Origin of the sequence: Aquisalimonas asiatica, from assembly GCF_900110585.1 — a bacterium.
Classification (GTDB): Bacteria; Pseudomonadota; Gammaproteobacteria; order Nitrococcales; family Aquisalimonadaceae; genus Aquisalimonas; species Aquisalimonas asiatica.
Genome location: NZ_FOEG01000001.1, coordinates 404,577 through 431,520 on the forward strand (window position 1 = coordinate 404,577; position 26,944 = coordinate 431,520).

Below are 26,944 nucleotides of genomic sequence, written 5' to 3' on the forward strand. Positions count from 1 at the left end.
AATGACGAACTGGGAAGCGCTTATGTCGGCACATTATCCGAATCTCATGCAGCCGCTGGATCTTGGCTTCACGCAGCTGCGTAACCGCGTGCTGATGGGATCCATGCACACCGGACTGGAAGACCGTCGGCGGGACTACGAGAAACTGGCAGTCTATTTCGCCGAGCGGGCGCGGGGGCAGGCCGGGCTGATCGTCACGGGCGGTATCGCACCGAACCTCACCGGCTGGCTGGCGCCGTTCTCGTCCAAGCTCACTGCACGGCATGAAGTGGGCCGGCATCGTCTGGTGACGGATGCGGTCCATGATGAAGGCGGCAAGGTCTGCATGCAGATCCTGCACGCCGGACGCTACAGCTACCATCCTCTCAGCGTCGCGCCGTCGGCCATCAAGGCGCCGATCAACCCGTTCAAGCCACGTGCCCTCAGCCGGTGGGGCATCGAGCGGCAGATCGATGCGTTTGTCCGGTGCGCGGTGCTGGCCCGGGAGGCCGGTTACGACGGCGTCGAGATCATGGGCTCCGAGGGGTACCTGATCAACCAGTTCGTGGCCCCCCGCACCAACCACCGTACCGACGAGTGGGGTGGCAGCTTCGAGAACCGCGCGCGGTTCCCGCTGGAGATCGTGCGTCGTGTGCGTGAAGCGGTGGGCTACGACTTCATTATCATCTATCGGCTGTCCATGCTCGACCTGGTGGAGGGTGGCAGCACCTGGGACGAGGTGGTGCGCCTGGGGCAGGGGGTGGAGGCCGCCGGGGCCACCCTGATCAACACCGGCATCGGCTGGCACGAGGCGCGGGTGCCAACCATCCAGACCAGCGTGCCGCGCGGTGCATTCACCGGCGTCACGGCGGCGCTGCGCGGTGCACTGCAGGTGCCGCTGGTCACGGTCAACCGAATCAACATGCCGGCCGATGCCGAGCACATCCTGGCCCGGGGGGATGCCGACATGGTCTCCATGGCGCGGCCGTTTCTTGCGGACCCGGACTGGGTGGAGAAGGCCGCGGCGGGCCGTGATGCCGAGATCAACACCTGCATCGCCTGCAATCAGGCGTGTCTCGACCACGTCTTCCAGCAGCGCCGCGCATCCTGCCTGGTCAATCCCCGGGCGTGCCACGAGACGGAACTGAATTACCTGCCCACGCGGGAGCCGAAGCGGGTCGCCGTGGTCGGCGCCGGCCCGGCGGGGCTGTCCTGTGCCACGGTGCTGGCGGAACGCGGGCACGAGGTGAGCCTGTTCGACGCGGCCGACCGCATTGGCGGCCAGTTCAACATGGCCAAGCGGGTCCCGGGCAAGGAGGAGTTCCACGAGACGCTGCGCTACTTCGAAAACCGGATCACGCTCACGGGGGTTCACCTGCAGCTGGGCCGGCGCATCACCTGCGACCACCTGGTGCGCGATGACTTCGACGCGGTGGTCCTGGCGACCGGGGTGACGCCGCGCATGCCGGACATTCCCGGCCTGAACCACCCCAAGGTCATGAGTTACGTGGATGTGCTTCTGCACGGCCGCGAGGTCGGTGACCGGGTGGCGGTCATGGGTGCAGGCGGCATCGGCTTCGACGTCAGCGAATACCTCAGTCACGGGGAGAGCCGCCCGAGCGAGCGCGTCACGGATTTTTTCCGGGAGTGGGGCGTCGATGGCAGCTTCCGCGCCCGCGGCGGCATCGAAGGCGTGGAGGCGGCGCCGGAGCCGTCGGCCCGGGCCATTTACCTGCTTCAGCGCAAGGACGAGAAGCTTGGCAAACGACTGGGCAAGACTACGGGCTGGATCCACCGCACCAGTCTGCGAAACAAGGGTGTGGAGATGCTCGGCGGGGTCGCGTACGAACGCATCGACGACGACGGGCTGCACATCCGGATTGGGGACGAGTCCCGCGTGCTGGACGTGGACACGGTGGTCGTCTGTACCGGCCAGGAACCGCAGCGGAGCCTCCACCGTCCCCTGGAGAACAGTGGCCTGGAGGTGCACCTGATCGGCGGCAGCAACGTGGCGGCGGAGCTGGATGCGAAGCGCGCCATCGACGAAGGCGCGCGCCTCGCCGCACGCCTGTAGTCTCCCGTCCGGGACGCCCCCGGAATGGCCGGGGCTCCGGCATCGTGGGAGCACGGCCCGGCAGTTCCGGGGGTTATACCCGGAACTGCCCCACGAGTTTCTGCAGTCGGTCGCTGAGGGCGGTCAGCTCGCGGGCGGCCTCTTCCGTCTGGTTGGCATCCCCCGCGGTGTGGTCCACCACTTCGCGGATGGTGGTGATGTTGCGGTTGATGTCCTCCGCCGTGGCGGTCTGCTCCTCCGCGGCGCTGGCGATCTGCGCATTCATCTCGTTCATGGTGGCGACGCCACTGGTGATTGATTCCAGGGCTTCGCCCGTCTCGTTGGCCTTGTGTTCGGTATCACGGGCGCTGTCGCGGCTGCGTTCCATGACCGAGACGGCATCCTGGGTGCCGGTCTGCAGCTCCTCGATGATGCGCTGAATCTCCACGGTGGACTCCTGGGTGCGCTGGGCGAGGGTGCGGACCTCGTCGGCCACCACCGCAAAACCGCGCCCCTGGTCACCGGCCCGGGCAGCCTCGATGGCAGCGTTCAGTGCCAGCAGGTTGGTCTGTTCGGCGATGCCGCGGATGACATCGAGTACCGTGCCGATATTCTCGCTCTTGGCGCGAAGCTCGTTCATGGCCTCGGCGCTGCGCTCCACTTCCGTGGCCAGGGTCTTGATCGCCGTGCCCGTGTCCGTCACGACGCTCTGGCCGCGTTTGGCCGCCTGATCGGACTCCTGGGCGGACTCCGCGGCCTGGCTGGCGTTGCGGGCAATCTCCTGCGCGGTGGCGGTCATTTCGTTCATGGCGGTGACCACCTGGTCCGTCTCCTCCTTCTGCTTGTTGGCGCCTTCCGTGGTGCGACGGGTGATCGAGTCCAGGGTGCCGGCCGCCTCGCCGAGCTGACGGCTGTCGCTGGTGATCTGCTGCACCAGCGCCTGCAGTGTTTCCATCAACTGGTTGAAATTCCGGCCCAGTTCCCCGACTTCGTCCCGGGTCTTCACGTCCACGCGGCGGGTGAGGTCGCCGTTGCCGTTGGTCATCTCGTGGACCATGTCGCTGATGGTCCTGTTGGTGGCCATGAGCGGCCGCAGGATGCCCCGGCTGATCAGCCACGCCGCGCCGATGCCGGCGAGGATGGCCACGGCGGTGAGAATGGCGACCAGGCGCGTGGCCTGCGCCGAGTCGGCGGTGGTCTGGTCGGCAATGGTGCGCAGGTCGTCGAACAGCGTCGTCTGCACGGCGTTGGCGTCCTCGACCAGCTGCGGGCCGTTGACCTCCATGTTGCTCTCCATGGCGGCCTGGCGCTCATTGGCGCCATCGACGATGGTTCGGAACGCATCCTGGTAGTTCTGCATGTGCGCCAGCGCCGTCTCGGTCATTTCCTCCTCGCGGGCGTCAATGATCTCGGCGAGCAGTTGTTCAATGGCGGCTTCCGACTCGGCGATCGCCTCCAGGGCGGGGGTTTCCAGTTCGGGGCTGGGACGGAACAGGTACTGCTGCGCCGCGAGCCGGGCCTGCATGACCGCACGCAGGGCCTGGGCCGCGTTGTTGGCGGTGAAGGCATCGCCGGCCTCGTAGGCCGTGTCCAGGATCTCCGCGATCTGCTCCTCGGCGCCGGGCCCATGGTCGTTCAGTTCGTTCTCGACGAGACGCTGCATCTCGCGCATGTTCGCGACCACATCCTGCCGGAACCCCTCGGTGTAGGCCGTTCCACGTTCGTCGATGTGGTCGAGCATCTCCCGCGCTTCACCCGGGGGCAATGTCGCCTGAGCCTCTTCCAGAGCCTGCCGGAACTCGTCGTAGCGTTCCTCGAATTCGGCGATGGCGTCCCCGTCCTGGTAGAACAGGAAGTCGTTGGCGGCCAGGCGCTGCTGGAAGGCGCTGCGCATCAGGGCGGTGGCGGAACCGGTTCCCGGAGCCAGGTCGTCCGCGATATGGCCGACCTGGCGGTCGAGGGTGGTGAACTGACCCACCGACACGATGCCGATGATGATCAACATGGCACCGATCAATGCTGGTGCAGCCAGACTTTTGGCCATCAACCCGAGGGAGTTGATGCGGCCGAATTGTTTCACCATGAGCCGTTATCCTGTTATGTATTATCGATTTGCAACTCCTCCTTATGAATAACGGCGGTATCCGGAGAAACTTGAGAGCGGGGTGTCTCAGCGCCAGTCGCTGGTGACCTGTCGACTGTCCTCATTGACCGGCCGGGCGAGAAGTCCGGTCTGGCTGACGCGGACGCGGTAGCGCGCCCCGTCCTCCATGGGCAGGTAGGTGGCGCTGCCGTAGACGGCGTCCACCCAGGGCATGAGGCGGTCGTGGTCGCGGGCAATGCGCCACAGGTCCAGCCCGTCGTCCCGGCCCATGGCGTGCACGCTGCGCTCGCGACCGCGCTCCTGGTCGATGTCACTGTAACGGCCGCTCAGACGCTCGAGGCGGTAGTGGCTGTCCATCCCTGCAAGAACGGCCGGGCCCTGCCACTTGAGCACCCGGGCATCGAGTTGCCATTCGTCGCCGTGGATGCGGTAGCGTTCAACCATGGGCGAGTCCGGATAGCGCAGCGTCGCGGTGTAGAGCTGCTCCCCTTCACGGGTGAACGCGATCTCCAGCACATCCCGCTCCTGGGTCAGGCGGTCATAGGTGTGCAGGTTGGCACCCACGGCTCCCACCGTCAGCCCGGAGGCCACCAGGAGGGTGCCCAGCAGGCAGTGGCCGCAGCCGTTGGCCAGGCGTAGCCGGCACAGCCGTATCACGCCGAGTACGAACAGCAGAGCGCCGATGCCGCCGGCGACGAGGGCCGCGATGCTCGTGTAGGCCATTATGGGTGATCCTCCTGATCGGTCCGGCAGACGTGCCGCGGGACTTTCGGTTGTTGTCTCAACTCACTATCCTACAGGCCGATTCATCCTCGGCGGGAGTCGGTCATCGACACGGTTCATCCTACACCCGGTACCTTACCCGAGCCCCAGGCCATTCTGCGTGGCGTGTTCGGCTACGACAGCTTCCGCCCGATGCAGGAGCAGGTGGTCCACCACGTCACGGGCGGTGGTGACGCGCTGGTACTGATGCCGACCGGCGGTGGCAAATCCCTGTGCTACCAGATTCCGGCCCTGGCGCGCGAGGGCACGGGGGTGGTGGTGTCGCCGCTGATCGCGCTCATGGATGACCAGGTCGCAGCGCTGGTGCAGAGCGGCGTCAACGCCGCCTGCCTGCACTCGGGGCTCGAGTTCGACCAGGTCCGCGCCGTGGAGCAGCAGTTGCTGGAGGGGACGCTGGATCTGCTCTACGTGGCCCCCGAGCGGCTGCTGACGCCGCGCATGCAGCAGCTCCTTCGTCAGGCGCGCCCGGCGCTGTTCGCCATCGATGAGGCCCACTGTGTCTCCCAGTGGGGGCACGACTTCCGGCCCGAGTACATGCAGCTTGCGGTGCTCGGCGAGCAATGGCCGGACGTGCCGCGGGTGGCCCTGACGGCCACGGCGGATCCGCGGACCCGGGAGGAGATCCTGGAGCGGCTGGCCATGCCGCACGCGGAGCGTTTCGTCTCCAGTTTCGACCGCCCCAACATCCGTTATCGGGTGGCCGAGAAGCGCAATGCCAAACAGCAGCTCAAGACGTTCCTTGAACGGGAACAGGCGGGCCACTCGGGCATTGTCTACTGCCTCTCCCGGCGCAAGGTGGACGGCCTGGCGGCCTGGCTGCAGGAACAGGGCTGGACGGCGCTGCCATACCACGCCGGGCTCCCGGCGGAGGAGCGGCGGCGCAACCAGGAGCGCTTTCTCGCCGAGGACGGGGTGATCGTCGTGGCCACCATTGCCTTCGGCATGGGCATCGACAAGCCGGACGTGCGGTTCGTCGCCCACCTGGATCTGCCCCGGAGCCTGGAGGCCTACTATCAGGAAACCGGCCGGGCCGGCCGCGACGGGCTGCCGGCGGAAGCGTGGATGGTCTACGGGCTGCAGGACGTCATTCTCGTGCGCCAGCAGATCGAATCCTCCGGTGCCGATGCGCAGCGGCGCCAGGTGGAGCGGGGCAAGCTCGAGGACATGCTGGCGTTCTGCGAGCGGCTGCACTGCCGACGGCAGGTGCTGCTCAGCCATTTTGGCGAAACGGAGCACCCGCCCTGCGGTAACTGCGACACCTGCCTGGAGCCCCCGGAGAGCTGGGATGCCACCGAGGATGCCCGCAAGGCGTTGTCCTGTGTCTGGCGGACGGGCCAGCGTTACGGTGTGACCTATCTCATCGAGGTGCTGCAGGGCAGCGAGTCGGAGCGTGTCCGTCAGAACGGCCATGACCGCCTGACCACCTGGGGAATCGGGGCGCACCTGGATGCGGCGCAGTGGAAGGCGCTGTTCCGGCAACTGGTTGCACGCGGCCTGCTGACGGTGGATGCGGACGGGTACGGTGCACTGCAGCTCACCGAGGCGTGTCGACCGGTGCTCCGGGGCGAGCAGTCACTGACGCTGCGCCGGGACCGTCGCCAGCGCAAGGCGAGCCGGCGTCGCCTGCCCGGTGAAGGGCTCATGGATGAGGCAAGTCACGATCTGTGGGAGGCGCTGCGCGCCTGTCGTCGCCGCCTGGCCCAGGAGCAGGGCATTCCGCCGTACATGATCTTTCACGACAGCACGTTGATGGAGATGGTGCAGGCGCGCCCGGAGAGCCTGGATGCACTTGCCGCCGTCAGTGGAGTTGGCGAGCGCAAGCTGGAGCGTTACGGCGACGATTTTCTCGAGGCGATCCGCAGCGTGGTGACCCCGTGACGGGCAGGTCACTGCCGCTGGCCATGGATCCAGTCCACCAGGTCCTGAAACACCGTTGCCATCGCCGCGTTGGTCGCCACGACGCCGGCCTCCGGCGTCGCCTCGGCGCTGTCTTCGGCGGCCTGGAACCGCCGTGTGGCGACGACCCGGCTCTCCCGCAGATCCACCACCCGCGCACGGATTTCCACGCGGGCACGGCCGCTGTCACGCTCGCGGAAATCGTGCTCCAGGGCCAGCAGCTCGGTCTCCAGGCGGTAATGGGCCGGCGCCGAGGTGCTTGAAGACAGCACCGTCTCGAACAGCCCGGCCTCCTCGAATGCCGAGACCAGGCGTGGGTGGAGCAGACGGCCGGGGTCGTCCGCCCAGCGGTTGCGGGCGTAGTAGCGCTGTTCGAACTCGCTCTGCCGGTACGCCATGTCGGCGCCGGCCAGCGCCGATACGGCCGTCGGCCGGGCGACGTGAATGGTGGCCTCGATGGGGGCGTCCACGGCGGTCGGCAGCGCCGGATTGAGGTCCCAGGTGCGTCGGGCATCGTCCGGCGGAGCCTGGAACGTTGTGCATGCGGCCAGCAGCAGCGGCAGAACGGCCGGAATCAGGCGCTTGCAGATCACACGCGTGTCTCCCGTGTCAGTCGGATTCGCCCGGCCCGGGCGGGCGCCTCGGGGCGCCGAAGATCAGCCGGTTCGGGTGCTCGGTGAGCTCGGTGCCGAGGCGTTCATAGGTGCCGGTCAGCCCCTGCACGTCGAGCAGCAGTTGATTGAGCTGGGGCAGCGTTTCCCGGTCAAGTCGTTGCAGGGCCAGTTCGCCACGTTCACCGGTATCGCCGAGCCGCTCGGCCGTGTCGCCGAAACGCCGGGCGGTCTCGTCGAACGTCTCCAGGGTCCTGTCGATCCGTGCCATGGTCTCGGGCGCACCCGACAGCACCGCACGCGTGTCGCGCAACAGCGCCTCGGTTTCCGCCAGGGTGGCGGTGAGCTGCTCGGAATTGGCGGCCAGTGTGCCGCTGATGGTCTCCACGTGATCCATGGTGGACTGCAGTGTCCGGAGGTTGTCGTCCGACAGCAGCACCTCCAGCTGCCGCCCGACCCGGTCGATACTGGCAAGGCCATCCTCCACCGCCGTCTCCAGCCGCGTGCGCAGGGAGGGCGCATTGGGGAGCACCGGGTAGGCGTACTCGTCCGCCAGCGCCGGCCCCGCATCGGCGCTGCCCGGAACGAGCTCCAGGTGGCCCAGGCCGGTGAGTCCCTGACTCCCGAGCCGAACGCGGGTGTTGGCCCGCACCGGCACGTCCGGGTCGACGCTGATGAGCACACGCACGTTGCCCTGGCTGTCGATACCCAGCTCGCGCACGCGGCCCACGTCGATGCCCTGGTACTTGACCGTGGAATTGGTGCCCAGGCCGGTCATGGGCTCGGTGGGCTTGACCAGAAAGCGGTTGCCGTCATCCCGGGTGAAATCGCCCGCGAGCCAGAGCCCGGCGGCGAGCAGTGCGACCCCGAGGACGACCACGAAAAGGCCGACGATCGTATAGTTCACGCGGTTGTGCATGCTGCCTCCCGGCCTGTCATCCGTGGTGGGCTCGCTGCACCCCCTGGAAGTAAGCACGGGTGGTGTCATCCGTGCTCTCCAGGAGGGCGTCCATGGTATCCAGGGCCCAGACGCGCCGGTGGGCGAGAAAGGCCACACGGTCCGTCGCCCGGCGCAGCGACTCCGGGTCGTGGGTGATCATGATCACCGTCAGCCCGAGCAGATCGCGTAGCGTCGCGATACGGTCATCGAACGCGGTGGTGCTGATCGGGTCCAGCCCCGACGTGGGCTCGTCCAGAAACAGCAGTTCCGGGTCCAGTGCCAGCGCGCGCGCCAGCGCCGCACGCTTGATCATGCCCCCGCTGAGAGTGTCCGGGTACTTGTCTGCCGCGTCGGCGGGCAGGCCGGCAAGCCCGATCTTGACGCCGGCGAGCTCGTTGCAGAGTTCACGGTCCAGCCGGGCGTGCTCGCGGATCACCATGCTGATGTTCTGGCGCACGGTCAGTCCGGTGAACAGGGCACCCTGTTGAAAAAGCACCCCCATGCGCTGGCGTAGCGCCTGCAAACGCTGACCGTGCAGCCGGGTGGCATCCATGCCGAGAATCTCGATGCGGCCGGCTGATGGCGTCTGCAGTAGCATCATCTCGCGCAGCAGAACCGTCTTGCCCGTGCCGCTGCCGCCCACGAGTCCGAGAATCTCCCCCCGCCGGACATCCAGGTCCAGGTTCTCGTGAATGGTGGTGGTGCCGAAGCGCGTGCACAGCCCGGTCACCCGGATGACCGGCGTCGGTGAGGGGGTTGGCGACGCGATGGCGGCTGCAGTCATAGATTCAGCATGTTGAAGACCACGGAGAACGCGGCGTCAGCCACGATCACCAGGAAGATGCCCTGGACCACGCTCCTGGTGGTGGCCCGCCCGACGCTTTCGGTGCTGCGCTCCACATGGAAGCCATGGTAGCAGGAGACCATAACGATCAGTATGGCAAACACCGGCGCCTTGATGATGCCCACCCAGAAACTGCTGGTGGCGATGGCTTCGGGCATGCGCTGCAGAAACTCGGCGAAACCCACGTCGAAAAACAGGGACGCCACGCTCATGCCCCCGAGCATGCCGAAGACGTTGGCGAAGATGGTCAACAGCGGCATGACGATGAGCATGGCCAGCAGTTTGGGGAGTACCAGCATCTCGTAAGGCGTGATGCCGATGACCCTGAGCGCGTCCACCTCCTCGGTCATGTGCATGGTGCCGATCTGCGCCGCGTACGCCGACCCCGTCCGCCCGGCGACGATGATGGCGGTCATCAGCGGTGCCATCTCCCGCAGCATGGTCAGGCTCAGCAGATCCACCAGGAAGATGTTGGCGCCGTACTGCTGCAGCGGTGCTCCCCCCTGATAGGCGATCACCACCCCGGTGAGGAAGATGAGCAGCCCGAGAATGGGCAGGGCACGCACGCCCCCGTGATCGATCTCGCCGACCACCTCGCGCCAGCGGATGCGGTGGGGCTTCAGCAGCCTCGGTGCCACGTCCATGGCGACGGCACCGGTGAACGCGAGAAATGCGGGCGGTCTGCCCAGCATCCCCATGGTTGCCCTGCCGAGACGGTGCAGCGGGCCGTCGGCGGGTGCGGTCTGTGCGCCGCCGGTCAGCCGGTGTTGATCGACCAGCTCCAGAAACGCCCGGTGCTGCGCTGGGATGGTGTCGCGGTCGACGGTGTCCCCGCGCGACTCGATGGTGGCCAGGTGGCGGTGCAGGCAGAGGGCGCCGGCCGTGTCCAGGCCCGTGATGGTGTCCGTCTCCAGGGTGACTGACCCCGTGACCTCCCTGGGCAGGGCGGGCATGCGTCGCGACAGCCCCTCCCATGTCCAGTCGCCGCTGCAGATCAGGGCGTGTCGGGGTCCGTCCCAGTGCAGTGATGGAAGGGTCGCTGTCTCGTCCGTCGTCATCCTGCCTGTCCATTGCCTGTAGGTCGGCGTCGCGGCCGTTGATTCCCGGAGCCGTTCACGGGAGGATGCCGCCCATGTCGAACGCATCCACCGTCTCCCCTGCATTGTGCGTGGATCTGCACACCCATTCCACCGCGTCTGACGGCGCCCTGTCACCGGCTGCGCTCGTGGAACGCGCCGCGGCGGGGGGCGTGACCACCCTCGCACTGACGGACCACGACACGGTGGCCGGTGTTGCGGCGGCCCGGGAGGCCGCCGCAACCGCCGGTATGCAGCTGGTGGCCGGCGTGGAGATCTCCACGCTCTGGGAGCGTCGGGAGATTCATGTGGTCGGGCTGGGAGTCGGGGCGCACCCGGTCTTCAACCAGGGTCTTGTTCATCAGCAGGCGCAGCGCTGGCGCCGCGCGGAGCAGATCGCCACGAAGCTGGCGAAACGGGGGTATCCGGGCGCCTATGAAGCGGTCGCCGGTGAAGAAGGCCGGGCACCTGGCCGTGCCCACTTCGCCCGCTGGCTGGTGGCGCAGGGTGCCGCGCGGGACTTCCGGCAGGTCTTCAAACGTTTTCTGGGACGTAACGGTCATGCCTGGGTGCGGCCGGAGTGGGTGAGCATGGCGACGGCGGTGCAGTGGATCCATCTCGCCGGCGGTGTGGCCGTCCTCGCCCATCCCTTTGCCTACGCCATGACCGGCGCGTGGCGTCGCCGGCTGTGTGAGGCGTTCGTGGAGGCAGGGGGTGACGGTGTCGAGGTGGTCACCGGCCGCACGACCCCCACACAGGTCCGCGACGGCATCGGGCTTGCGTTGCGTCACGGTCTGCGGGCCTCCCTGGGCTCGGATTTTCATCGGGACGGTAGCGGCCTGGAGCCGGGGCGGCTGGCGTCACTTCCCGAGGCGGTCACGCCCGTATGGTCGGTGGAGCAATCTGCGACTCGCCCAACAGATCTGTCTTTCCGGTCCGTGTAATCTCCGCTGGTTGATCAAGTGTGCGCGCCTGCTGCCGATAGCCCGATTGGCTGGAGCCGTGGCGGCACAGTCAATGGAGCACGATCAGACTGAGGGGACTCTCACCCATGGGCCGTTTTTTCCGTCGTAGCATTCGTAACAAGCTGCTGTTGATTACCGGCGGTGGTACCGCTCTGGTGCTGGCCGCAACCCTGTTCGGCATGTACCAGCTGTTCGGCACCATCCAGGGGTTTCAGCGCCTGGCCACGGTGGAGTCCGGGCATGAGCGCCAGATGCAGATGATCCGGGCGAATTTCTCCGGCCAGATGGAGGAATGGCTCACGATGCTGCTCCGGGGCGGCAGTCAGAACTACCGTGACGAGCACTGGGAGAACTTCCAGGCGTTCCACGCCGAGATCCAGGCGGACTCGGCCGCGCTGATGGACGAGATCGAGCACGACAGCGTACTCGAATCCCTGGCCCGTTTCCGCGCTGCCCACCAGGAGATGGAGGCGCAGTTCACCGAGGCCAAAGAGATTTTCGAGGAGACCCACGGTGACCCGATGGCGGGCTACAGCTGGGCACAGGACGCCGAGGAAGAGAGCCTCGCGGCCCTTCGCGAGGCCCGGGACGGTATGGTCGACGTGGTTGCCGACCAGACGGACAGCAACCTCGGCCAGGCGAGCACGGCCATCTGGTTGAGCCTGGGGCTTCTGGCTACCGCGGTCGGTGTGGCGTTCGTTGTTTTCCTGGTCCTGCTGCAGCGAGGCATTATCCGGCCGGCGGCGGATCTCTCCGAAGATCTGGACCGGCTGGCCCGGGGTGACTTCAGCCAGCCCGTGCGACGTAACACCGAGGACGAGCTGGGCGCCATCGCCGCATCGGCCCAGCAGCTCCAGCAGCAGCTGGGGCACATGATCGGTCAGGTTCGGGACGCAGTCAGTCAGCTGGCGTCGTCCGCGGAGGAGATGTCGGCAATCTCCGAACAGACGGCCAGTGGCGTGGATCGGCAGCGCTCGGAGACCAACAGCGTGGCCACCGCCATGAACGAGATGACCGCCACCGTTCAGGAGGTCGCGCGCAACGCCACTGAAGCCGCACAGGCTGCGACGGACGCCGATGGTCGTGCCAGTGAAGGGCAGTCGGTGGTGAACGAGACCGTGGACTCGGTCAACCGGCTGGCCTCGGAGATGGAGCGCGCGGGCGAGTCGGTGGGCAACCTCAACCAGGAAAGCGAGGCCATCGGGTCGGTGCTCGTGGTCATCCGCGATATTGCCGAGCAGACCAATCTCCTGGCACTGAATGCCGCGATCGAGGCGGCCCGCGCCGGCGAGCAGGGGCGCGGGTTCGCGGTAGTGGCCGACGAGGTGCGCAACCTGGCGCAACGGACCCAGGCCTCCACCCAGGAGATCCAGGACATGATCGAGCGGGTGCAGAAGGGCACGGGTGACACGGTGACTGTCATCGAACAGAGCCGGGCGCAGACGCAGACGGTGGTGGATCAGACCCGCAACGCCGGCGAGGCGCTCCAGGGCATTGCCACGGCGGTTGGCCGGATTACCGAGATGAACACGCAGATCGCCAGCGCCGCGGAGGAACAGAGCTCCACCGCCGAGGAGATCAACCGCAACGTGGACACCATCAACTCCGTTGCGGAGGAGAGCAGCGAGGGCGTTCAGAGCGGGCGACGCGCCAGCGAAGAGCTTGCCAGGCTGTCCTCGGAACTGCAGGATCTTGTGAGCGAATTCCGCGTGAACCAGTGAGGCAGACATGACCGATATCGGAGATCAGCCTCTGGACGCTTCCTACGAGGCGTTCCTGGAGGCCGTCGTGGACAGTGGACTGGTCTGGGGCCTTTGCGATGACGAGGGTTGGGCCATGGTGCCGTCGGCCGACGACGATGAGGCCATGGTCATGCCCTTCTGGAGCAGCGAGGGTGGGGCCACCGCGTGTGCCAGCGGGGAGTGGGACGGTTTCGTGGCCGAGCCCTTGCCGCTGGAGGACTTCATGGAGCAGTGGCTCCCCGGCATGGAAGGCGACGGGCACCGCGCCGGTGTCGACTGGAGCGCGGACCTGGACGGTGTGGAAGTGCCGCCACTCGAGTTACAGGCGGATCTGGAAGCGACGCTCGTCGGTCGCGATGACGAGGACGAGTAGTCAGCCCGGGCCCGGATCATGGCCACCTCCGCGTTGACAGAGCGGCTGCTTGCCGCCGTTACCGACCCGCTGCACCCCGGCCTGCGGATCCAGGCCGTGGAGCAGGGGGAAGTAACCGCATACCTGCCGCTGCACGAGGGCTTCATCGGCAATCCCTGGAGCGGGTACGTCCATGGCGGGGTGTTGACCACGTTGCTGGACAAGACAACCCGCGCCGCCGCGCTGGCATTGGTTGACGCGGGGGAGAGCGTTGCGCCGCTGGATCTGCGCGTCGATCACCTGGGGGCAACGGCAGCCCCCGACGGGCTGCTGGCGCGAGCGCGCTGTACGCGCCTGACGTCCACGATTGCGTTCCTCACCTGCGAGGTGGTGGATGCACGCTCCGGGCAGGTTGTTGCCAACGGCGTCAGCAGCCTACTGCGGACGCCGCAGGAGGAGGGTGCTTGAGCGAGTTCAGGGACATGGTGCTGGCCGCGCGCCAGCGCAGGGACTACCAGCAGCTCATCGATCTCATCCCCTATGCCCGGATGCTGGGGATAACGGTGCATGAGGACGATGACGGCGAGCTGGTGTTCCGGCTTGCGTTCCGGAAACAGAATATCGGCAACCCGGCCATGCCGGCACTGCATGGCGGCGCCGTGGGTGCATTCATGGAGCATGCGGCGATCGTGCAGCTGCTGGGGCGCCTGGAGGCGACCATGATCCCGCGGGTGGTGGATTTCTCCATTGACTACCTGCGGCCCGGACGCCCCGAGGATGCGTTTGCCTGCTGCCGGGTCTGGCGGCAGGGGCAGCGGGTTGCCAATGTGGCCGTGGAGACGTGGCAGTCCGATCGCGACGCCACCATTGCCACGGCGAGAGGGCATTTCCTGCTGTCGCGCCCGGTGGGCGAGGACTGAGCGCCCGGGGCTCTATTCGTCCACGCTGAACGATTTCACGAACAGGATGGCCGCCGCAGGGACGTGAACGATCCCCAGTGAGGCGGCGAACACCAGCACCATGTTCAGTTCCGTCATGACGCCGTACAGGCGCGCCATCACCCAGCCGAACACGATGCCGGTGCCGATGAGCACCAGGCGCGACGTGCGCAGGTGATTAACCGTTGGCACGCGATAGGGCAGCTGGCGGTGAACATAGGCGGCAGCGCCGAGTGACAGCGCGGCGATGATGGCAAGCACGAGATTCAGCATGGAGCCCTCGGGTCAGGGACGGACCACGGCCATGGACAGCACCACGAGCGCGGCCAGGATGATCAGGGACGCCGCCATCAACAGCTTGCGCACGGGCCCTCGACGCCCGTACATGGCCCAACCCAGCAGCACGAAGGCGATCGTGCCGATCAGCAGCAGTGCGGTTTCAAGCATGGTGTTCCGAATCAGCGGCAGCGAACGTCGTCTACGGTATCACGCCTGTCCATGAGGATGGTGGCATCCGCAAAGCCCGTGCGCTCCCGTCCCGCGTGGTCCCGCAGAACCAGGTACGCTGACCCCTGGAAATGTTCGGCGGCGTTCTCGTGGTGTTGCCCGAGCGGGGCGTCGGGGCCGTTCCACTGGAACGCGTGCATGGCGTCCACGCTGACCCGCTGCAGGGACGCCGGCCCGTTGAGACGCCGTTCGGCACGGTCAGGGAGATTGATCGGGACTTCCACGACACTGCGGCTGCCGGCAGCGACGTGGCGCTGCTGGCCATTGTCCATGCTGATCAGTTCGTCATTGATGCCGCCGCCGCTGCGATCCGTATCCAGCGTGTAGCGGCTGTTGCCGGTATTGCGCAGCTCCACTTCCAGGTAGCGGGTTTCCATGAGTTCCCCGTCCACCATGGCACGCCCCGTCACGCCGCTGATACCCGCCACCCGTGCTTCCAGGTCGTTGCTGATCTGCACCGGGTGGCCTCCTGCCCGGACGCGCCATTCCCGTTCGCCAGTGACCGGCACCCGGTCGTCGTTGAAGTGCAGCGTGACATGCACGGTTTCATCGCCGGAGGTGCTGTCGGGCAGTGCCTCGCCGTCCAGGTCATACCAGGGGGTGACCGCGTCACGGTTGACCAGTGTGGCCGTCGCGGCGCCATCGCCGTTGCGTAGTTCCGCCCGGCTCACGGTCCAGTGGCCAGCGGGCTGTTCGTTGCCGCAGGCCTCCGCCATATGCGCAAGCATGGGGTGGCTGAAGCGATGGTCGGCGTCCCAGGGATCGTCAACGGCCAGCGTAACCCGGCCATCCCCCCAGTAGACGGCTTCTGCGGACAGGGAGGTGGACTGCACCGAATCGGACGCCACTGACACGTCCAGGTCGCGTCGCTCCACGACACTGTCGGGGCCCGGGGAGCTGCTGCAGGCGGCGATGGCCACAGCGGCGCCGGTGACCAGGACCGGACGAAGGCAGAACGATGGCATTCCGTGCTCCTCGGCAGTGGTGATACGTCGAGGAGTGCAGTATTGCGTGACGGGAAAGGATGCGGCGTGGAGGAGTTCGCAGTTTCGGCGTTCCGCCGCGGCATCGTCGCCGCGACGGCCGGTATCGCCCGTGTCTCAGTGCCCGCCGCGGCGTTTCAGGTACGCGGTGCGGGCCAGCTCCCCGATATGGCAGCCGAGCATGATGCTGCTGACGAGAATCACGGCCCCGGTGACTTCATAGCCGTTGGTGGTGATGTAGTAGCCGGTGACCCCGAACACGGCACAGGCGGCGGCGCCCACCGTGAGCGAGAGCGTGTTGAGCAGCGCCCAGCTGCCCAGTTCGCGTTCCGGTTCGTTGTGGATGTCCGGCAATGCGGGGGTTTCACTCATGGTCCGTTCTCCTCGTGATTGCTTATTCGGAGGCACGCCCGAGGCGCGCCGATCCCGGTTGTGCACCGAGACTAGCACGCCTCGGGCGGCGCTGTCCCCGCACGCCTAGCGCGGCTGGTACAGCCGGTGAGCGGCGTCCCGGAACTCCGCCGCTTTCTCCTCCATGCCGCGATCCAGGGCCTCCCGGGTATCGAGGCCGTGCTCGCGGGCGTAGGCACGCACATCCTGCGTGATCTTCATGGAGCAGAAGTGCGGCCCGCACATGGAGCAGAAGTGAGCCACCTTGTGGCCTTCCTTCGGCAAGGTCTCGTCGTGATACTCCCGCGCCCGCTCCGGGTCCAGACCGAGGTTGAACTGGTCCTCCCAGCGGAACTCGAAGCGTGCCTTGGACAGGGCGTTGTCACGCACCTGGGCGGCCGGGTGGCCCTTGGCCAGATCGGCGGCGTGGGCGGCAATCCGGTACGCCACGATGCCCTCGCGCACGTCCTCCTTGTTGGGCAGACCGAGGTGCTCCTTGGGTGTGACGTAACAGAGCATGGCCGTGCCGTACCACCCGATCTGGGCGGCGCCGATCGCCGAGGTGATGTGATCGTAGCCGGGTGCGATGTCGGTGGTGAGGGGGCCGAGGGTGTAGAAGGGCGCCTCGTTGCAGATGGACAGCTCCTTGTCCATGTTCTCCTTGATCTTCTGCATGGGCACGTGCCCGGGGCCCTCGATCATGACCTGCACGTCGTGCTGCCAGGCGACCCGGGTCAGCTCACCGAGGGTCTCCAGCTCGGCGAACTGCGCCTCGTCGTTGGCATCGGCGATGCAGCCGGGCCGCAGGCCGTCCCCCAGGGAGAAGGCCACGTCGTAGGCCTTCATGATCTCGCAGATGTCTTCGAAATGGGTGTAGAGAAAGCTCTCGCGGTGGTGAGCCAGACACCATTTGGCCATGATCGAGCCGCCACGGGAGACAATCCCGGTCAGGCGGTTCGCGGTCATGGGCACATAGGGGAGCCGCACACCGGCGTGGATGGTGAAGTAATCCACACCCTGTTCGGCCTGCTCGATGAGGGTATCCCGGAACAGCTCCCAGGTGAGCTCCTCCGCCTTGCCATCCACCTTCTCCAGCGCCTGGTAGATGGGGACGGTCCCGATGGGCACCGGGCTGTTGCGGAGGATCCACTCGCGGGTTTCGTGGATGTGCTTGCCGGTGGAGAGATCCATCACCGTATCCCCACCCCAGCGGATGCCACGCACCATCTTCTCCACCTCCTCTTCGATGGAGGAGGTCACCGCCGAGTTGCCCAGGTTGCAGTTGATCTTCACCAGGAAGTTGCGGCCGATGGCCATGGGTTCCAGTTCCGGGTGGTTGATGTTGCTGGGGATGATCGCCCGGCCGCAGGCGACCTCCTGGCGCACGAACTCCGGCGTGATCTCGTCGGGAATCTGTGCCCCGAAGCCTTCACCGGCGTGGCGTTGCAGCAGGCGCTCGTCGGTAATCGCCTGGCGCTGCTGGTTTTCCCGGATGGCGATGTACTCCATCTCGGGGGTGATGATGCCGCGGCGGGCGTAGTGCATCTGCGTCACGTTCGCACCGGCGCGGGCGCGGCGGGGCGGGCGGATGTGTTCAAAGCGCAGCGCCGCGGTGGCCGGATCCGCGAGCCGCTCCTGCCCGAAGCCGGAGCTGGGTCCGTCCAGCAGGACGGTGTCGTCCCGTTCGAGAATCCACGCCTCGCGAATGGCGGGCAGCCCCTTGCGCAGGTCCACCGGGGTGTCAGGGTCGGTGTACGGCCCGGACGTGTCATAGACGGTGAGCGGCGGGTTGGCTTCGCGGCCGGTGTCGCCGACCGTGTCGGCCTGGGTGATCTCGCGCATGGGCACGCGCACGTCCGGTCGCGAGCCCTGCACATACACCCGCCGTGAGCCCGGGAACGGGGCGGTAATGGCCGGATCCAGGCCGTCCGGCTGGGCGTCGAAGGAGAAGGTTCTGTGTGTCATCGTGTTTTCGGTCCCTGTTGGAAGCCGGCATGGGCCGGCGCCGCGGAAAACACGAAGCGAGAGCGCTTTCGATGAGAGCTGTCATCAAAGCTTCCCTACGCCGGTGCGAGCCGGGTCAGGTTCAAAGGGTATTTCTCAGCACTCCGGCGCTGCCGGAGGCACCCCCGCTTCGGATTGGTGTCGTGTGGCCGTCAACCGACCACCCCGACAGGGTAATGCATCACGCAGACGAGACAAGCCGCCGCTTTTTGCGGCACACTCCGACTGGCGAGCATGGAGCTGAGCGACAGAATGCAAACGGATTGCTGCCCATGATGCACTGCGTCTAGGGTTTTGCGGCCTGATGGGCTACCGTCGGACCGTAAAATAAGAACAGGACTGATAAATACAAAAGGAATTCACCCGCTGGTTGTAACCAGTGCACTTTGCGTCACCCACCGGGCCAGGGCCCGGCAATTCCGAAACCGAAACCGTCACGACGGGGGGAGACCAATGAATCTCGGTGTACTCGCTTTTCTGGCATTGCTGCCACTGGCAACAGTGGGGCTGTTTCTGGTCGTCCTGCGATGGCCTGCCAAACATGCAATGCCGCTTGCCTATATCGTCGCTGTTGCCATCGCGTTGATCTTCTGGGGTACCGACTTCGCGACCGTAGCGGCAGCATCTGTCAACGGCATTGTTGTTGCCCTGAACATCTTGTTCATCGTATTCGGCGCCATTCTATTGCTCTATACGTTGCGTGAGAGCGGCGCCATCGCCACCATCCAGCGCGGCTTCGCCGACATTTCACCCGACCGCCGTGTTCAGGCGATCATCATCGCCTGGCTGTTCGGCTGCCTGATCGAGGGGGCATCCGGTTTCGGTACGCCGGCCGCCATCGCCGCTCCGCTGCTCGTCGCGCTGGGCTTCCCGGCCATGGCCGCGGTGGTGTGTGCCATGATCATCCAGTCCACGCCGGTGTCGTTCGGCGCCGTCGGTACGCCGATTCTGGTGGGCGTGAATGATGGTCTGTCCGGTCAGAGCGTCACCGACCGCATGCTCGAAAGCGCCGGCCTGGAGCACATGCAGTACGTCGAGCAGATCGGCATGCAGGTGGCGGGCATCCACGCCATTCTCGGCCTGATGGTGCCGCTGATCATGGTGGGCATGCTGACCCGCTTCTTCGGCAAGAACCGCTCCTTCGCCGAAGGCCTGAAGGTGTGGCCGTTTGCCCTTTTCGCCGCGGTTGCCTTCGTGGTGCCGTACTTCGCCGTGGCAGCGCTGCTGGGGCCGGCATTCCCGTCCCTGCTCGGTGGCCTGATCGGCCTGGCGATCGTGGTTCCGGCGGCCCGTGCCGGCTTCCTGATGCCCAAGGAGACGTTCCAGTTCGAGGATCGCAAGTACTGGCAGCCTGAGTGGATCAGCCGCTTCCAGGACGATACCCAGCCCGACCGTGCCGAGGGGGCACAGCTGACGCAGATGCAGGCCTGGGCGCCTTACGTCATCGTCGCCGTGCTGCTGGTGATCACCCGCACGGTTGACCCGATTGTCGAAGCACTGCAGTCGGTGACACTGTCCTGGTCGAATATCTTCGGCACCGAAATCAGTGCCAGCTCCCAGCCCCTGTACCTGCCCGGGTTCATGCTGCTGGTGACGTCCGTGATTACCTACTTCCTGCACCAGATGTGGAATCACGGTAGTTATGGCGAAGCCTGGAAGACCGCCGGCAAGACCATTGTCGCGGCAGGTGTGGCCCTGATCTTCGCCGTTCCCATGGTGCAGGTGTTCATCAACTCCGCACCGGGCGGCCTGGAGGACGTGTCAGACATCCGTGCGGCCGTGGAAGGCGGCGTGGCCATGGGTGCCGCGGCGCAGATCGCGAGCATGCCGGAAATGCTGGCCCAGGCCGTGGCCGCCCTGACGGGCAGCCTGTGGCCGATCTTCTCGCCGCTCATTGGTGGCCTCGGCGCCTTCCTGGCGGGGAGTAACACGGTCAGTAACCTGATGTTCTCCTACTTCCAGATCTCCACTGCCGAGCAGATCGGCCTCGGCTCTGCCGGTGCGTCGCTGATTGTCGCCCTGCAGGCCGTGGGTGGTGCTGGCGGTAACATGGTCACGGTGCACAACGTGGTTGCCGCATCGGCCACCGTGGGCCTGATCGGCCGTGAAGGGGATATCATCCGGAAGACCCTGCTGCCCATGACCTACTACGTACTGGGTGCCGGCTTGATTGGCATGGCCCTGGTCGCCGGCGGCGCCAACATCTGGTATGGCGTGTTCCTGCTGTGGGTCGCTTTCTGCATCGGGTTCATGATCATGAACAAGGGCAGGAAGCCGGAGTACGCAACCACGTCGTCGTAACACGCGCACGTAGTTGATGTTCGAGAAAACGCCCGCCCCGAAAGGGGGCGGGCGTTTTTTTGTTCAGCGCTGGGATTCAAGGAATGGTGGACGTGAACGTCCACCCTACGGCGGCTATCCCCGACCAGCGAGTCACGGCGTAGGGTGGATCTTCAGATCCACCATCCCACCGTCAATCGCGCGCACCCATCAGGCGTAGGGTGGACCTTCAGGTCCACCATCCCGCCGTCAGTCGTGTGCGCTCACGAGAATCAGGTGCAGACTCCGCGGCCCGTGCGCCCCGAGCTGGAGGGTCTGCTCCACGTCTGCGGTACGGGAGGGGCCGGTGATGAAGTTGAAGCTCCGCGGCGGGAAACCATCCCGCTCACGCATCAGCGCCCAGACATCCTCGAAGTGGGGGACAACCGCGTCCGCGCGCAGCAGGACGATATGGTAGTCGGGGAGGAAGTTCAGTGTGGTGGGTGTGTCGGCGCCGGAGAGCAGCACCAGGGATCCCGTTTCCGCAACACCCAGATCCGCCACGCTGACGCCCACCAGTGCCTCGCGGCCGTGGGTTGCCTGGGCGGTATCCAGGGAGTCCGGCCAGGAGACGCTCTCCAGCAACCGGTGCGGCGCCAGATGGACCGTGTTGCCGGCCGGTTTGTCCGCGAGGTAGGTGGCAACCGCCCCGCCGACGTCCGCAACAGTATCCACGCGTGCCCAGGTCGCCGCTGCGGCTTCGAAGCAGCGCAGGAACCGGGACAGGTCGTCGTCATCCCAGACAGGGCGCGGCGACGTGTCGTTACCCAGCGCTGCGAGCCGCGAACTGCTCGCCGTCGCGGCATCGGGGGCGGTGGTCCGCCCGAGGCTTGAACGAATCTTGCCAAGAATACGGTCGCGCGCGGAACTCATGCGCTGGTCTCCTTCTTCCGCTGCTGCCAGGCGGCCTGAAAGGTGGTCTTCTGCGGTGCCGGGAAGTCACGCCCGGCGGTCCAGGCGCCCGCCAGCGGCAGCTTCCGGAAACGCCCCCGCCGGCGACCGAGCCGGCCGAGCAGCCCGATCCCCATGCGTGCGGCCAGACCGTAGAGCCGGGGGCGGCGGGCAAACCAGGCCCAGATATTGAGGCCGTATCGGGTACTCTTGGGCGTCAGCCCCTGGTCATGCTGCGCCTCGCGCAGATCGCGCAACAGGTCCGGCAGGGGAATGCGCACCGGGCAGACGCTCTGGCAGCGACCGTTCAGCGTGCAGGCGTTGGGCAGGTCCCGGGTCTTGTCGAGCCCCACGATCATGGGCGTGAGCACCGAGCCCATCGGCCCGGGATAGACCCAGCCGTAGGCGTGCCCGCCGATGGCGGAATAGACGGGGCAGTGGTTCATGCAGGCGCCGCAGCGGATGCAGCGGAGCATCTCCCGGAACCGGCCCTCCAGCATCCGTGTGCGTCCGTTGTCGATCAGCACGATGTGGAACGCCTCGGGGCCGTCCGTGTCCTCGGGCCGCGCGGGGCCGGTCACCATGGTGGTGTACGCCGTCATCTCCTGGCCCGTGGCACTGCGGGCGAGCAGGCGCAGAATGGTGGATGCGTCGTCCAGGGTCGGCACCAGCTTCTCGATGCCGGCAATGGCCACGTGCACCCGGGGCAGGGAATGGGTAAGGTCGCCGTTGCCTTCGTTGGTGACCAGGAACATGGACCCTGTCTCGGCCACCAGGCAGTTCGCCCCGGTGATGCCCACGTCGGCGTTGAGAAACTTGTCACGCAGAATGCCGCGGGCTTCATCCACCAGGTCCGGCACCTCCCGTAGCTTCTCCTTGAGCGTGCCGTGGTGATGGTGCTCGTTGAACAGCTCGGTGATCTGCTGCCGGGTCTTGTGGATGGCCGGGGCGATGATGTGGCTGGGCGGCTCTTTCGCGAGCTGGATGATGTATTCACCGAGATCGGTCTCCACCGTCTCCAGCCCGGCGGCATCCAGCGCCTCGTTGAGCTGCACCTCTTCGCCGGCCATGGTCTTGCCCTTGGTGACCATGCGGGCGTTTTCCTGCCGGCAGATGTCGACGATGATCTCCTGGGCTTCCTGCTGGGTCTCGGCCCAGTGCACGTGGCCGCCGGCCTCGCGCACCCTGGCCTCGAACTGCTCCAGGTAGACATCGAGATGCGCCAGGGTGTGGTCCTTGATGGCCCGGCCACGGTCCCGCAGCCCCTCGAAGTCCGGGAACTGGTCCACCAGCACCTTGCGCTTGCCCACGAAGCCTTCCTGCACCCGGGTCAGCGCCTGCTGGAGATCCTTGTTGTGCAGCGCCTCGCGGGCCTGGGGCTTGAACAGCTGTGAACGCGATTCCATCAGTTCTCCCCCTCGCCAATGGCCGCATCGCGGCCCGCCGTACCGGCCAGAACCTCGGCCACGTGGTAGGCCCGCACCGGCTTGTCGAGCCGCTGCAGCCGGCCGGCGATGTTGAACAGGCAGCCGAGATCGCCGGCGAGCACCGTGTCGGCGCCGGTGGCCGTGATGTCGTCGACCTTGTTCGAGACCAGCCGCTCGGAGATCTCCGGGTATTTCACGCAGAACGTGCCTCCGAACCCGCAGCAGACGTCGGTATCCGCCATCTCGCGCAGCTCGAGCCCCTCGACGGCGCCGAGCAGGGCGCGTGGCTGATCACGAATGCCCATTTCGCGGAGCCCCGAGCAGGAGTCGTGATAGGTGGTCACTCCCTCACGGCGCACACCCGAGAGTTCCACTTTCGCCACTTCCACCAGGAAGCGGGTGAGCTCCCAGGTTCGGCCGGCGAGTTCCCGCGCGGCTTCGGCCCATTGCGGATCGTCCCGCAACAGGTCCGGGTAGTGGCTGGTGATGGTGCCGCCGCAGGAGCCGGACGGCACCACGACATAGTCGTAACCGCGGAACGCCTCGATCACCTGCCTGGCGATGACGGCGGCGTGCTGGTTATCCCCGTTGTTGTAGGCCGGCTGGCCGCAGCAGGTCTGGGCCTCGGGCACATCCACCGTATAGCCCGCCTGCTCCAGGAGCTGTGCAGAGGCGAAACCGACGGAGGGGCGGAAGAGGTCCACGAGACAGGTAGCGAAGAGCGCGACGGTGCCGCGCGACTGGGTTGTTTCGGTCATCTGGAATCCCGGAGCTGGTTCGCGTTCGAAACTGCCGTGAATGTAGCCGTCCGGCGCCGGGGTGCCATGGCAGAAAATCCGCGTTCCGCGCGAGCCCCTTGAAACAGATCCCGGCCGCCCACAGCCTGTGCTAAAGGGTAACGTAAATCCGGTCCCATGAAACGTTGCACGGCAACGAGGAGCGATTATGAGTCTCACCGAGCAGAAGTGCACCCCGTGCCAGGGCGGTGTCGAGCCCATGCCCCGCGAGCGGGCCGAGGAGTTCATGGACCAGGTGCCGGGCTGGGAGTTGACCCATGAGGCCACGCGCCTGCAGCGCAGATTCAAGTTCAAGAACTTCGCCCAGGCCAACGCCTTCGTGGACCGTGTGGGCGAGCTGGCGGAAGCCGAGGACCACCACCCGGACATCACCTTCGGGTATGGCTACGCGCTGGTCGAGATCTGGACCCACAAGATCGGCGGCCTGCACGAGAACGACTTCATCTTCGCCGCCAAGACGAACGAGCTGTTCGAGGCGTAAGGTGTAGACGTAGGGCGCCGACGTAGGGTGGACCTTCAGGTCCACCATTGCGGAACCAACCTCGCGTGACGGGCGCGCGTACAAACAACGGTGGTGGACCTGAAGGTCCACCCTACGGGGCCCGAGGCATGGCCGTGGCCCGTAGGAGCGACGTCAGTCGCGACCCGGCTCGCCCTCCCGCTCCCACTTGCCGGACCGCCCACCGCTCTTTTCCATCAGGCGCACGCCGTCGATGGTCATGCCCCGGTCCATGCCCTTGCACATGTCGTACACGGTGAGGAGCGCCGCCTGCACGGCGTTCAGGGCCTCCATCTCCACCCCGGTGCGCTCCACCGTCTCCGTACGCGCTGTGCAATGAATGCCGCTGCCGTCATTCAGTGGTTCCAGCGTGACCTCCGCATGGGTAAGCTGGATCGGGTGGCACAGCGGTACGGTCTCCCAGGTCTTCTTGGACGCCATCAGCCCCGCAACCCGGGCCACCGCCAGCACATCGCCTTTCTTGATCCGCTGCTCACGGATGGCGGCCAGGGTGTCGGCTTCCATGTGAATCCGCCCCTCGGCAACGGCCACGCGCCGGGTGCTGTCCTTCTCGCCCACGTTGACGATATGGACTTCACCGGTTTCATTCAGATGCGGGAGCTTGCTCATGTTGCCTCCTTCGGGCCGTCGCGGTGGAGCTGCACACTATAACGCCTGTGCCGGCGTTTTCGGGCACCACGGGCGGTGGGCGGCGCTGTCCGGCATACTGGCGCTGGTGCTCGGCGGGTGTGCAGCAGTCGGCCCGCCGCCCGCTCCCGACCCTGATGCGCCGGGCGGTGCGTGTCGGGTGTTCTTCGCCGATCTCGACCGTGCCGTCACTGAGGCCGGCGTGCGCGATGGCATCGGCGGCCCGGCCGAGGCCCATCCCTACCTTCGCGGCACACGCTTCCTGCAGGCCTTCAATGACGCGCTGGACGATCCTGACCTGCGTGTGGCCTGGCTGGATACCGCCCAGCAGACCGATCGCGACGCCAGAGCCCTGGAGCTGATCAACCTCGGCGGGGCTGCCCTGCAGGGCATCGGGCTGCCGCCGGGCACGGACAACCCGTGGCAGGCCGTGGCTGATTGTGGGGATACGCTGCGGGCACTGGACCGCCTGGATGACGATCCGGCAGCGTGGCGTGGCGCACGCGATGCGCTTACCGTGCCCGACGAGTACATCACCTGGCACCGGGCGGCCGGGATTTACCCGGTCAGCCGCTGGTTCATCCGTGCGGGCGTTGGCGCCTGGCAACGGGGCGTGCGCGACACGTTCGAGAGCGCGCGGCCCGACGACGAACCCGCCTACCGATACGCGCCAGCAGGGGACGCGGTAGTGGCGCTGGATCAGGCCAGCGCTCTCCTGGCGGACGCGGAACGGGACGCTCTGGGCCGGCCACGATTACTGGCACGCGACTGGCAGCGCCTGTTTGACGCGTACGCACCGGTCATCGAAACGGAGGGGGAGGCACCCCACAACCGGATCGGGGCGCCGGGCCAGGACGCCGACGGGCAACCTGTCGTGGATACCAGCCGGCCCGTCGTTTACACGTCGGTATCGAGCACGCGCTTTGCCGGGGCGACCCACGTGCAGCTGAACTACACGTGGTGGTTCACCGAGCGTCCGGTGGATCACTGGTTCGATCTGCTGGGCGGCGCGCTGGATGGCCTGACTCTCCGGTTGACCCTGGCGCCCACAGGCGAGCTGCTGCACCTGCGTCTCGAAGATGGCACCCACTACGTGCAGTCCCTTGCATTCGCCGCACCTCAGCCCGGTAGCGCGGACAGCTACGCCACGCAGGATTACGATCGCCTCCGCAGCCTGCCGCAGTCTGATGGCACACGGCGCAGCCTGTTCCATCCCGACGGCCTGGTGCCCGGGACGGAGCGGCGGGAGCGGTGGTTCTTCTGGGTGGCGGGCGTGCCCGAACCCGGCGCCATGCGCCAGTCGCACCGCCACGCCACGGCGTTCGTGGGGCGGCGGCACTTCGACGATCCCGACCTGCTGGAGCGCATCTTCAAGCCGGTAGCAGCCGACTGACGCTACTCCGGTTTCGGTGGCTTGCGCAGGCTCTTGCGCCGACCACGCTGGGTCTTGCTGTCCATGCGCTTCTTCCGGGCATTCCTGCTCGGCCGGGTCGGGCGTCGAGGTGGTGCCGGCGGGCGGGCCGCCTCTGCCAGCAGCTTCGCGAGCCGCTCCCGGGCCATGCGCCGGTTGGTCTCGCGGTGCCGGGAGCTGTCCTCTTCCAGGATCAGCACATCGTCGCCAGTGAGCCGCCGGCCGGCCAGTTGTCGCAACCGGTAAAGCACGCGCTCCGTCAGCGCCGTGGTGCGGCTCAGGTGATAGCGGAGCTGGACGCGGGACTCCGTGGTGTTCACATGCTGTCCGCCCGGCCCGGAGGCGCGCACGAAGCGCTCTTCCACGGCCTGTTCCTCGATCGGCGGAGCAGCGCTGCCGCCCATTACCGCTCCCGGGCGCGGATGACCAGATCGTAGCGGTCCACGTCGCTCATGAACCGACTGCGCTGGGGATGACCCCGCAGAAAGCGGCGGACTTCCGTATGCGTCTGCCGTGCCCCGGCCACGTCATCTTCGGCGAGCTGCGCGCGGATGCGTGCCATGCGCAGATGGAAATGCCGCTCCAGGTGCAGGCTCTGGTAGAAGGGGTCGTCCGGACTGAGCTGCTCAAGCGTGTCGTCCAGCAGGTCGGCGGCGCCGTCGAGATCGCCGTCGGAGCGCAGCGTCTGTGCCTCCTCAAGCAGCGCCTCGGAGTCGTCCAGTGCATGCGCCACGGCGGGCAGAAGCAGTGCGGCCAGTAGCAGTAACAGCGTGTATTTTCTCATT

Annotated in this window: 27 protein-coding genes and 1 riboswitch; of the genes, 10 read left to right on the forward strand and 17 right to left on the reverse strand. The window is 66.7% G+C overall.

The window, feature by feature from the left end:
- The first annotated feature begins 22 nt into the window (after nucleotides 1-22).
- Nucleotides 23-2,053: an NADPH-dependent 2,4-dienoyl-CoA reductase gene (locus BMZ02_RS01960; protein WP_091639468.1), complete on the forward strand. Its 2,031-nt coding sequence runs from the start codon at nucleotides 23-25 to the stop codon at nucleotides 2,051-2,053.
- 73 nt (nucleotides 2,054-2,126) lie between these two features.
- Here BMZ02_RS01960 and BMZ02_RS01965 read toward each other — a convergent pair whose 3' ends face one another.
- Entirely contained in the window at nucleotides 2,127-4,115 is a 1,989-nt protein-coding gene (locus BMZ02_RS01965) for a methyl-accepting chemotaxis protein (RefSeq protein ID WP_091639470.1), read from the reverse strand.
- An 87-nt stretch (nucleotides 4,116-4,202) separates the two neighbouring features.
- Complete coding sequence (locus BMZ02_RS01970; RefSeq protein ID WP_091639472.1) at nucleotides 4,203-4,859, reverse strand: hypothetical protein; 657 nt, start codon at nucleotides 4,857-4,859, stop codon at nucleotides 4,203-4,205.
- A 105-nt stretch (nucleotides 4,860-4,964) separates the two neighbouring features.
- Between BMZ02_RS01970 and recQ the strand changes: the two genes are divergently transcribed.
- The gene (recQ, locus tag BMZ02_RS01975) at nucleotides 4,965-6,797 is read left to right on the forward strand and encodes a DNA helicase RecQ (protein WP_281244302.1); all 1,833 of its coding nucleotides are present in this window, start codon (nucleotides 4,965-4,967) and stop codon (nucleotides 6,795-6,797) included.
- Between the two features lie 8 nt (nucleotides 6,798-6,805).
- On the opposite strand, the gene BMZ02_RS01980 is transcribed toward recQ, so the two are convergent.
- The 4 genes from BMZ02_RS01980 to BMZ02_RS01995 are packed head-to-tail and all read right to left on the reverse strand — an operon-like array spanning nucleotide 6,806 to nucleotide 10,268.
- Complete coding sequence (locus BMZ02_RS01980) at nucleotides 6,806-7,408, reverse strand: ABC-type transport auxiliary lipoprotein family protein (RefSeq protein ID WP_091639473.1); 603 nt, start codon at nucleotides 7,406-7,408, stop codon at nucleotides 6,806-6,808.
- A gap of 16 nt (nucleotides 7,409-7,424) precedes the next feature.
- A complete protein-coding gene (locus BMZ02_RS01985) occupies nucleotides 7,425-8,345 on the reverse strand; it encodes an MlaD family protein (protein ID WP_171909769.1) in 921 nt (306 codons plus the stop codon).
- A 16-nt stretch (nucleotides 8,346-8,361) separates the two neighbouring features.
- Nucleotides 8,362-9,150, reverse strand: coding sequence for an ABC transporter ATP-binding protein (locus BMZ02_RS01990; RefSeq protein ID WP_216110662.1), 789 nt, complete (start codon nucleotides 9,148-9,150; stop codon nucleotides 8,362-8,364).
- Nucleotides 9,147-10,268: an MlaE family ABC transporter permease gene (locus BMZ02_RS01995; RefSeq protein WP_091639476.1), complete on the reverse strand. Its 1,122-nt coding sequence runs from the start codon at nucleotides 10,266-10,268 to the stop codon at nucleotides 9,147-9,149. The genes BMZ02_RS01990 and BMZ02_RS01995 overlap by 4 nt, the downstream gene beginning before the upstream one ends.
- Before the next feature lie 74 nt (nucleotides 10,269-10,342).
- On the opposite strand from BMZ02_RS01995, the gene BMZ02_RS02000 reads away from it, so the two are divergent.
- The 5 genes from BMZ02_RS02000 to BMZ02_RS02020 all read left to right on the forward strand — a co-directional run bounded on the left by BMZ02_RS02000 (nucleotide 10,343) and on the right by BMZ02_RS02020 (nucleotide 14,265).
- A complete protein-coding gene (locus tag BMZ02_RS02000; RefSeq protein WP_091639478.1) occupies nucleotides 10,343-11,230 on the forward strand; it encodes a PHP domain-containing protein in 888 nt (295 codons plus the stop codon).
- Between the two features lie 107 nt (nucleotides 11,231-11,337).
- Complete coding sequence (locus BMZ02_RS02005) at nucleotides 11,338-12,972, forward strand: methyl-accepting chemotaxis protein (RefSeq protein ID WP_091639479.1); 1,635 nt, start codon at nucleotides 11,338-11,340, stop codon at nucleotides 12,970-12,972.
- 7 nt (nucleotides 12,973-12,979) lie between these two features.
- The gene (locus BMZ02_RS02010) at nucleotides 12,980-13,366 is read left to right on the forward strand and encodes a DUF2750 domain-containing protein (protein ID WP_091639481.1); all 387 of its coding nucleotides are present in this window, start codon (nucleotides 12,980-12,982) and stop codon (nucleotides 13,364-13,366) included.
- Between the two features lie 18 nt (nucleotides 13,367-13,384).
- A complete protein-coding gene (locus tag BMZ02_RS02015) occupies nucleotides 13,385-13,813 on the forward strand; it encodes a PaaI family thioesterase (RefSeq protein ID WP_091639483.1) in 429 nt (142 codons plus the stop codon).
- On the forward strand, nucleotides 13,810-14,265 hold the full coding sequence (locus BMZ02_RS02020) for a PaaI family thioesterase (protein WP_245753910.1): 456 nt from the start codon (nucleotides 13,810-13,812) through the stop codon (nucleotides 14,263-14,265). The genes BMZ02_RS02015 and BMZ02_RS02020 overlap by 4 nt, the downstream gene beginning before the upstream one ends.
- Nucleotides 14,266-14,277: 12 nt before the next feature.
- On the opposite strand, the gene BMZ02_RS02025 is transcribed toward BMZ02_RS02020, so the two are convergent.
- The 5 genes from BMZ02_RS02025 to thiC all read right to left on the reverse strand — a co-directional run bounded on the left by BMZ02_RS02025 (nucleotide 14,278) and on the right by thiC (nucleotide 18,128).
- Nucleotides 14,278-14,556 carry a hypothetical protein gene (locus BMZ02_RS02025; RefSeq protein WP_091639484.1) on the reverse strand — a complete coding sequence of 93 codons (279 nt, stop codon included), beginning with the start codon at nucleotides 14,554-14,556 and terminating at the stop codon, nucleotides 14,278-14,280.
- Between the two features lie 12 nt (nucleotides 14,557-14,568).
- A complete protein-coding gene (locus tag BMZ02_RS18940; RefSeq protein WP_171909770.1) occupies nucleotides 14,569-14,730 on the reverse strand; it encodes a hypothetical protein in 162 nt (53 codons plus the stop codon).
- Between the two features lie 11 nt (nucleotides 14,731-14,741).
- Nucleotides 14,742-15,755 (reverse strand): hypothetical protein, encoded by a 1,014-nt coding sequence (locus BMZ02_RS02030; protein WP_091639486.1) that lies wholly within the window; start codon nucleotides 15,753-15,755, stop codon nucleotides 14,742-14,744.
- Between the two features lie 135 nt (nucleotides 15,756-15,890).
- Nucleotides 15,891-16,145: a hypothetical protein gene (locus BMZ02_RS02035; RefSeq protein ID WP_091639488.1), complete on the reverse strand. Its 255-nt coding sequence runs from the start codon at nucleotides 16,143-16,145 to the stop codon at nucleotides 15,891-15,893.
- A gap of 105 nt (nucleotides 16,146-16,250) precedes the next feature.
- On the reverse strand, nucleotides 16,251-18,128 hold the full coding sequence (gene thiC / locus BMZ02_RS02040; protein ID WP_091639490.1) for a phosphomethylpyrimidine synthase ThiC: 1,878 nt from the start codon (nucleotides 18,126-18,128) through the stop codon (nucleotides 16,251-16,253).
- A 74-nt stretch (nucleotides 18,129-18,202) separates the two neighbouring features.
- Nucleotides 18,203-18,304, reverse strand: a riboswitch (TPP riboswitch).
- Between the two features lie 316 nt (nucleotides 18,305-18,620).
- On the opposite strand from thiC, the gene BMZ02_RS02045 reads away from it, so the two are divergent.
- Nucleotides 18,621-20,468: an L-lactate permease gene (locus BMZ02_RS02045; RefSeq protein WP_091639492.1), complete on the forward strand. Its 1,848-nt coding sequence runs from the start codon at nucleotides 18,621-18,623 to the stop codon at nucleotides 20,466-20,468.
- A 228-nt stretch (nucleotides 20,469-20,696) separates the two neighbouring features.
- On the opposite strand, the gene BMZ02_RS02050 is transcribed toward BMZ02_RS02045, so the two are convergent.
- The 3 genes from BMZ02_RS02050 to BMZ02_RS02060 are packed head-to-tail and all read right to left on the reverse strand — an operon-like array spanning nucleotide 20,697 to nucleotide 23,562.
- A complete protein-coding gene (locus BMZ02_RS02050; RefSeq protein WP_091639495.1) occupies nucleotides 20,697-21,359 on the reverse strand; it encodes a LutC/YkgG family protein in 663 nt (220 codons plus the stop codon).
- Entirely contained in the window at nucleotides 21,356-22,783 is a 1,428-nt protein-coding gene (locus tag BMZ02_RS02055; protein WP_091639497.1) for a LutB/LldF family L-lactate oxidation iron-sulfur protein, read from the reverse strand. Before BMZ02_RS02055 ends, BMZ02_RS02050 begins: the two co-directional genes overlap by 4 nt.
- Nucleotides 22,783-23,562, reverse strand: coding sequence for a (Fe-S)-binding protein (locus BMZ02_RS02060; protein WP_091639499.1), 780 nt, complete (start codon nucleotides 23,560-23,562; stop codon nucleotides 22,783-22,785). The genes BMZ02_RS02055 and BMZ02_RS02060 overlap by 1 nt, the downstream gene beginning before the upstream one ends.
- A gap of 187 nt (nucleotides 23,563-23,749) precedes the next feature.
- Between BMZ02_RS02060 and BMZ02_RS02065 the strand changes: the two genes are divergently transcribed.
- Nucleotides 23,750-24,082, forward strand: coding sequence for a 4a-hydroxytetrahydrobiopterin dehydratase (locus BMZ02_RS02065; RefSeq protein ID WP_091639501.1), 333 nt, complete (start codon nucleotides 23,750-23,752; stop codon nucleotides 24,080-24,082).
- Nucleotides 24,083-24,235: 153 nt separating this feature from the next.
- Here the strand turns inward: BMZ02_RS02065 and moaC are convergent, their stop codons facing one another.
- A complete protein-coding gene (gene moaC / locus BMZ02_RS02070) occupies nucleotides 24,236-24,730 on the reverse strand; it encodes a cyclic pyranopterin monophosphate synthase MoaC (protein ID WP_091639503.1) in 495 nt (164 codons plus the stop codon).
- Here moaC and BMZ02_RS02075 point away from each other — a divergent pair.
- On the forward strand, nucleotides 24,729-26,141 hold the full coding sequence (locus BMZ02_RS02075; protein ID WP_139209118.1) for a hypothetical protein: 1,413 nt from the start codon (nucleotides 24,729-24,731) through the stop codon (nucleotides 26,139-26,141). The two genes, moaC and BMZ02_RS02075, sit on opposite strands and share 2 nt — an antisense overlap.
- Before the next feature lie 2 nt (nucleotides 26,142-26,143).
- On the opposite strand, the gene arfB is transcribed toward BMZ02_RS02075, so the two are convergent.
- The gene (arfB, locus tag BMZ02_RS02080; RefSeq protein ID WP_091639507.1) at nucleotides 26,144-26,563 is read right to left on the reverse strand and encodes an alternative ribosome rescue aminoacyl-tRNA hydrolase ArfB; all 420 of its coding nucleotides are present in this window, start codon (nucleotides 26,561-26,563) and stop codon (nucleotides 26,144-26,146) included.
- The gene (locus tag BMZ02_RS02085) at nucleotides 26,563-26,943 is read right to left on the reverse strand and encodes a hypothetical protein (protein WP_091639509.1); all 381 of its coding nucleotides are present in this window, start codon (nucleotides 26,941-26,943) and stop codon (nucleotides 26,563-26,565) included. Before BMZ02_RS02085 ends, arfB begins: the two co-directional genes overlap by 1 nt.
- Nucleotide 26,944: the final 1 nt, after the last annotated feature.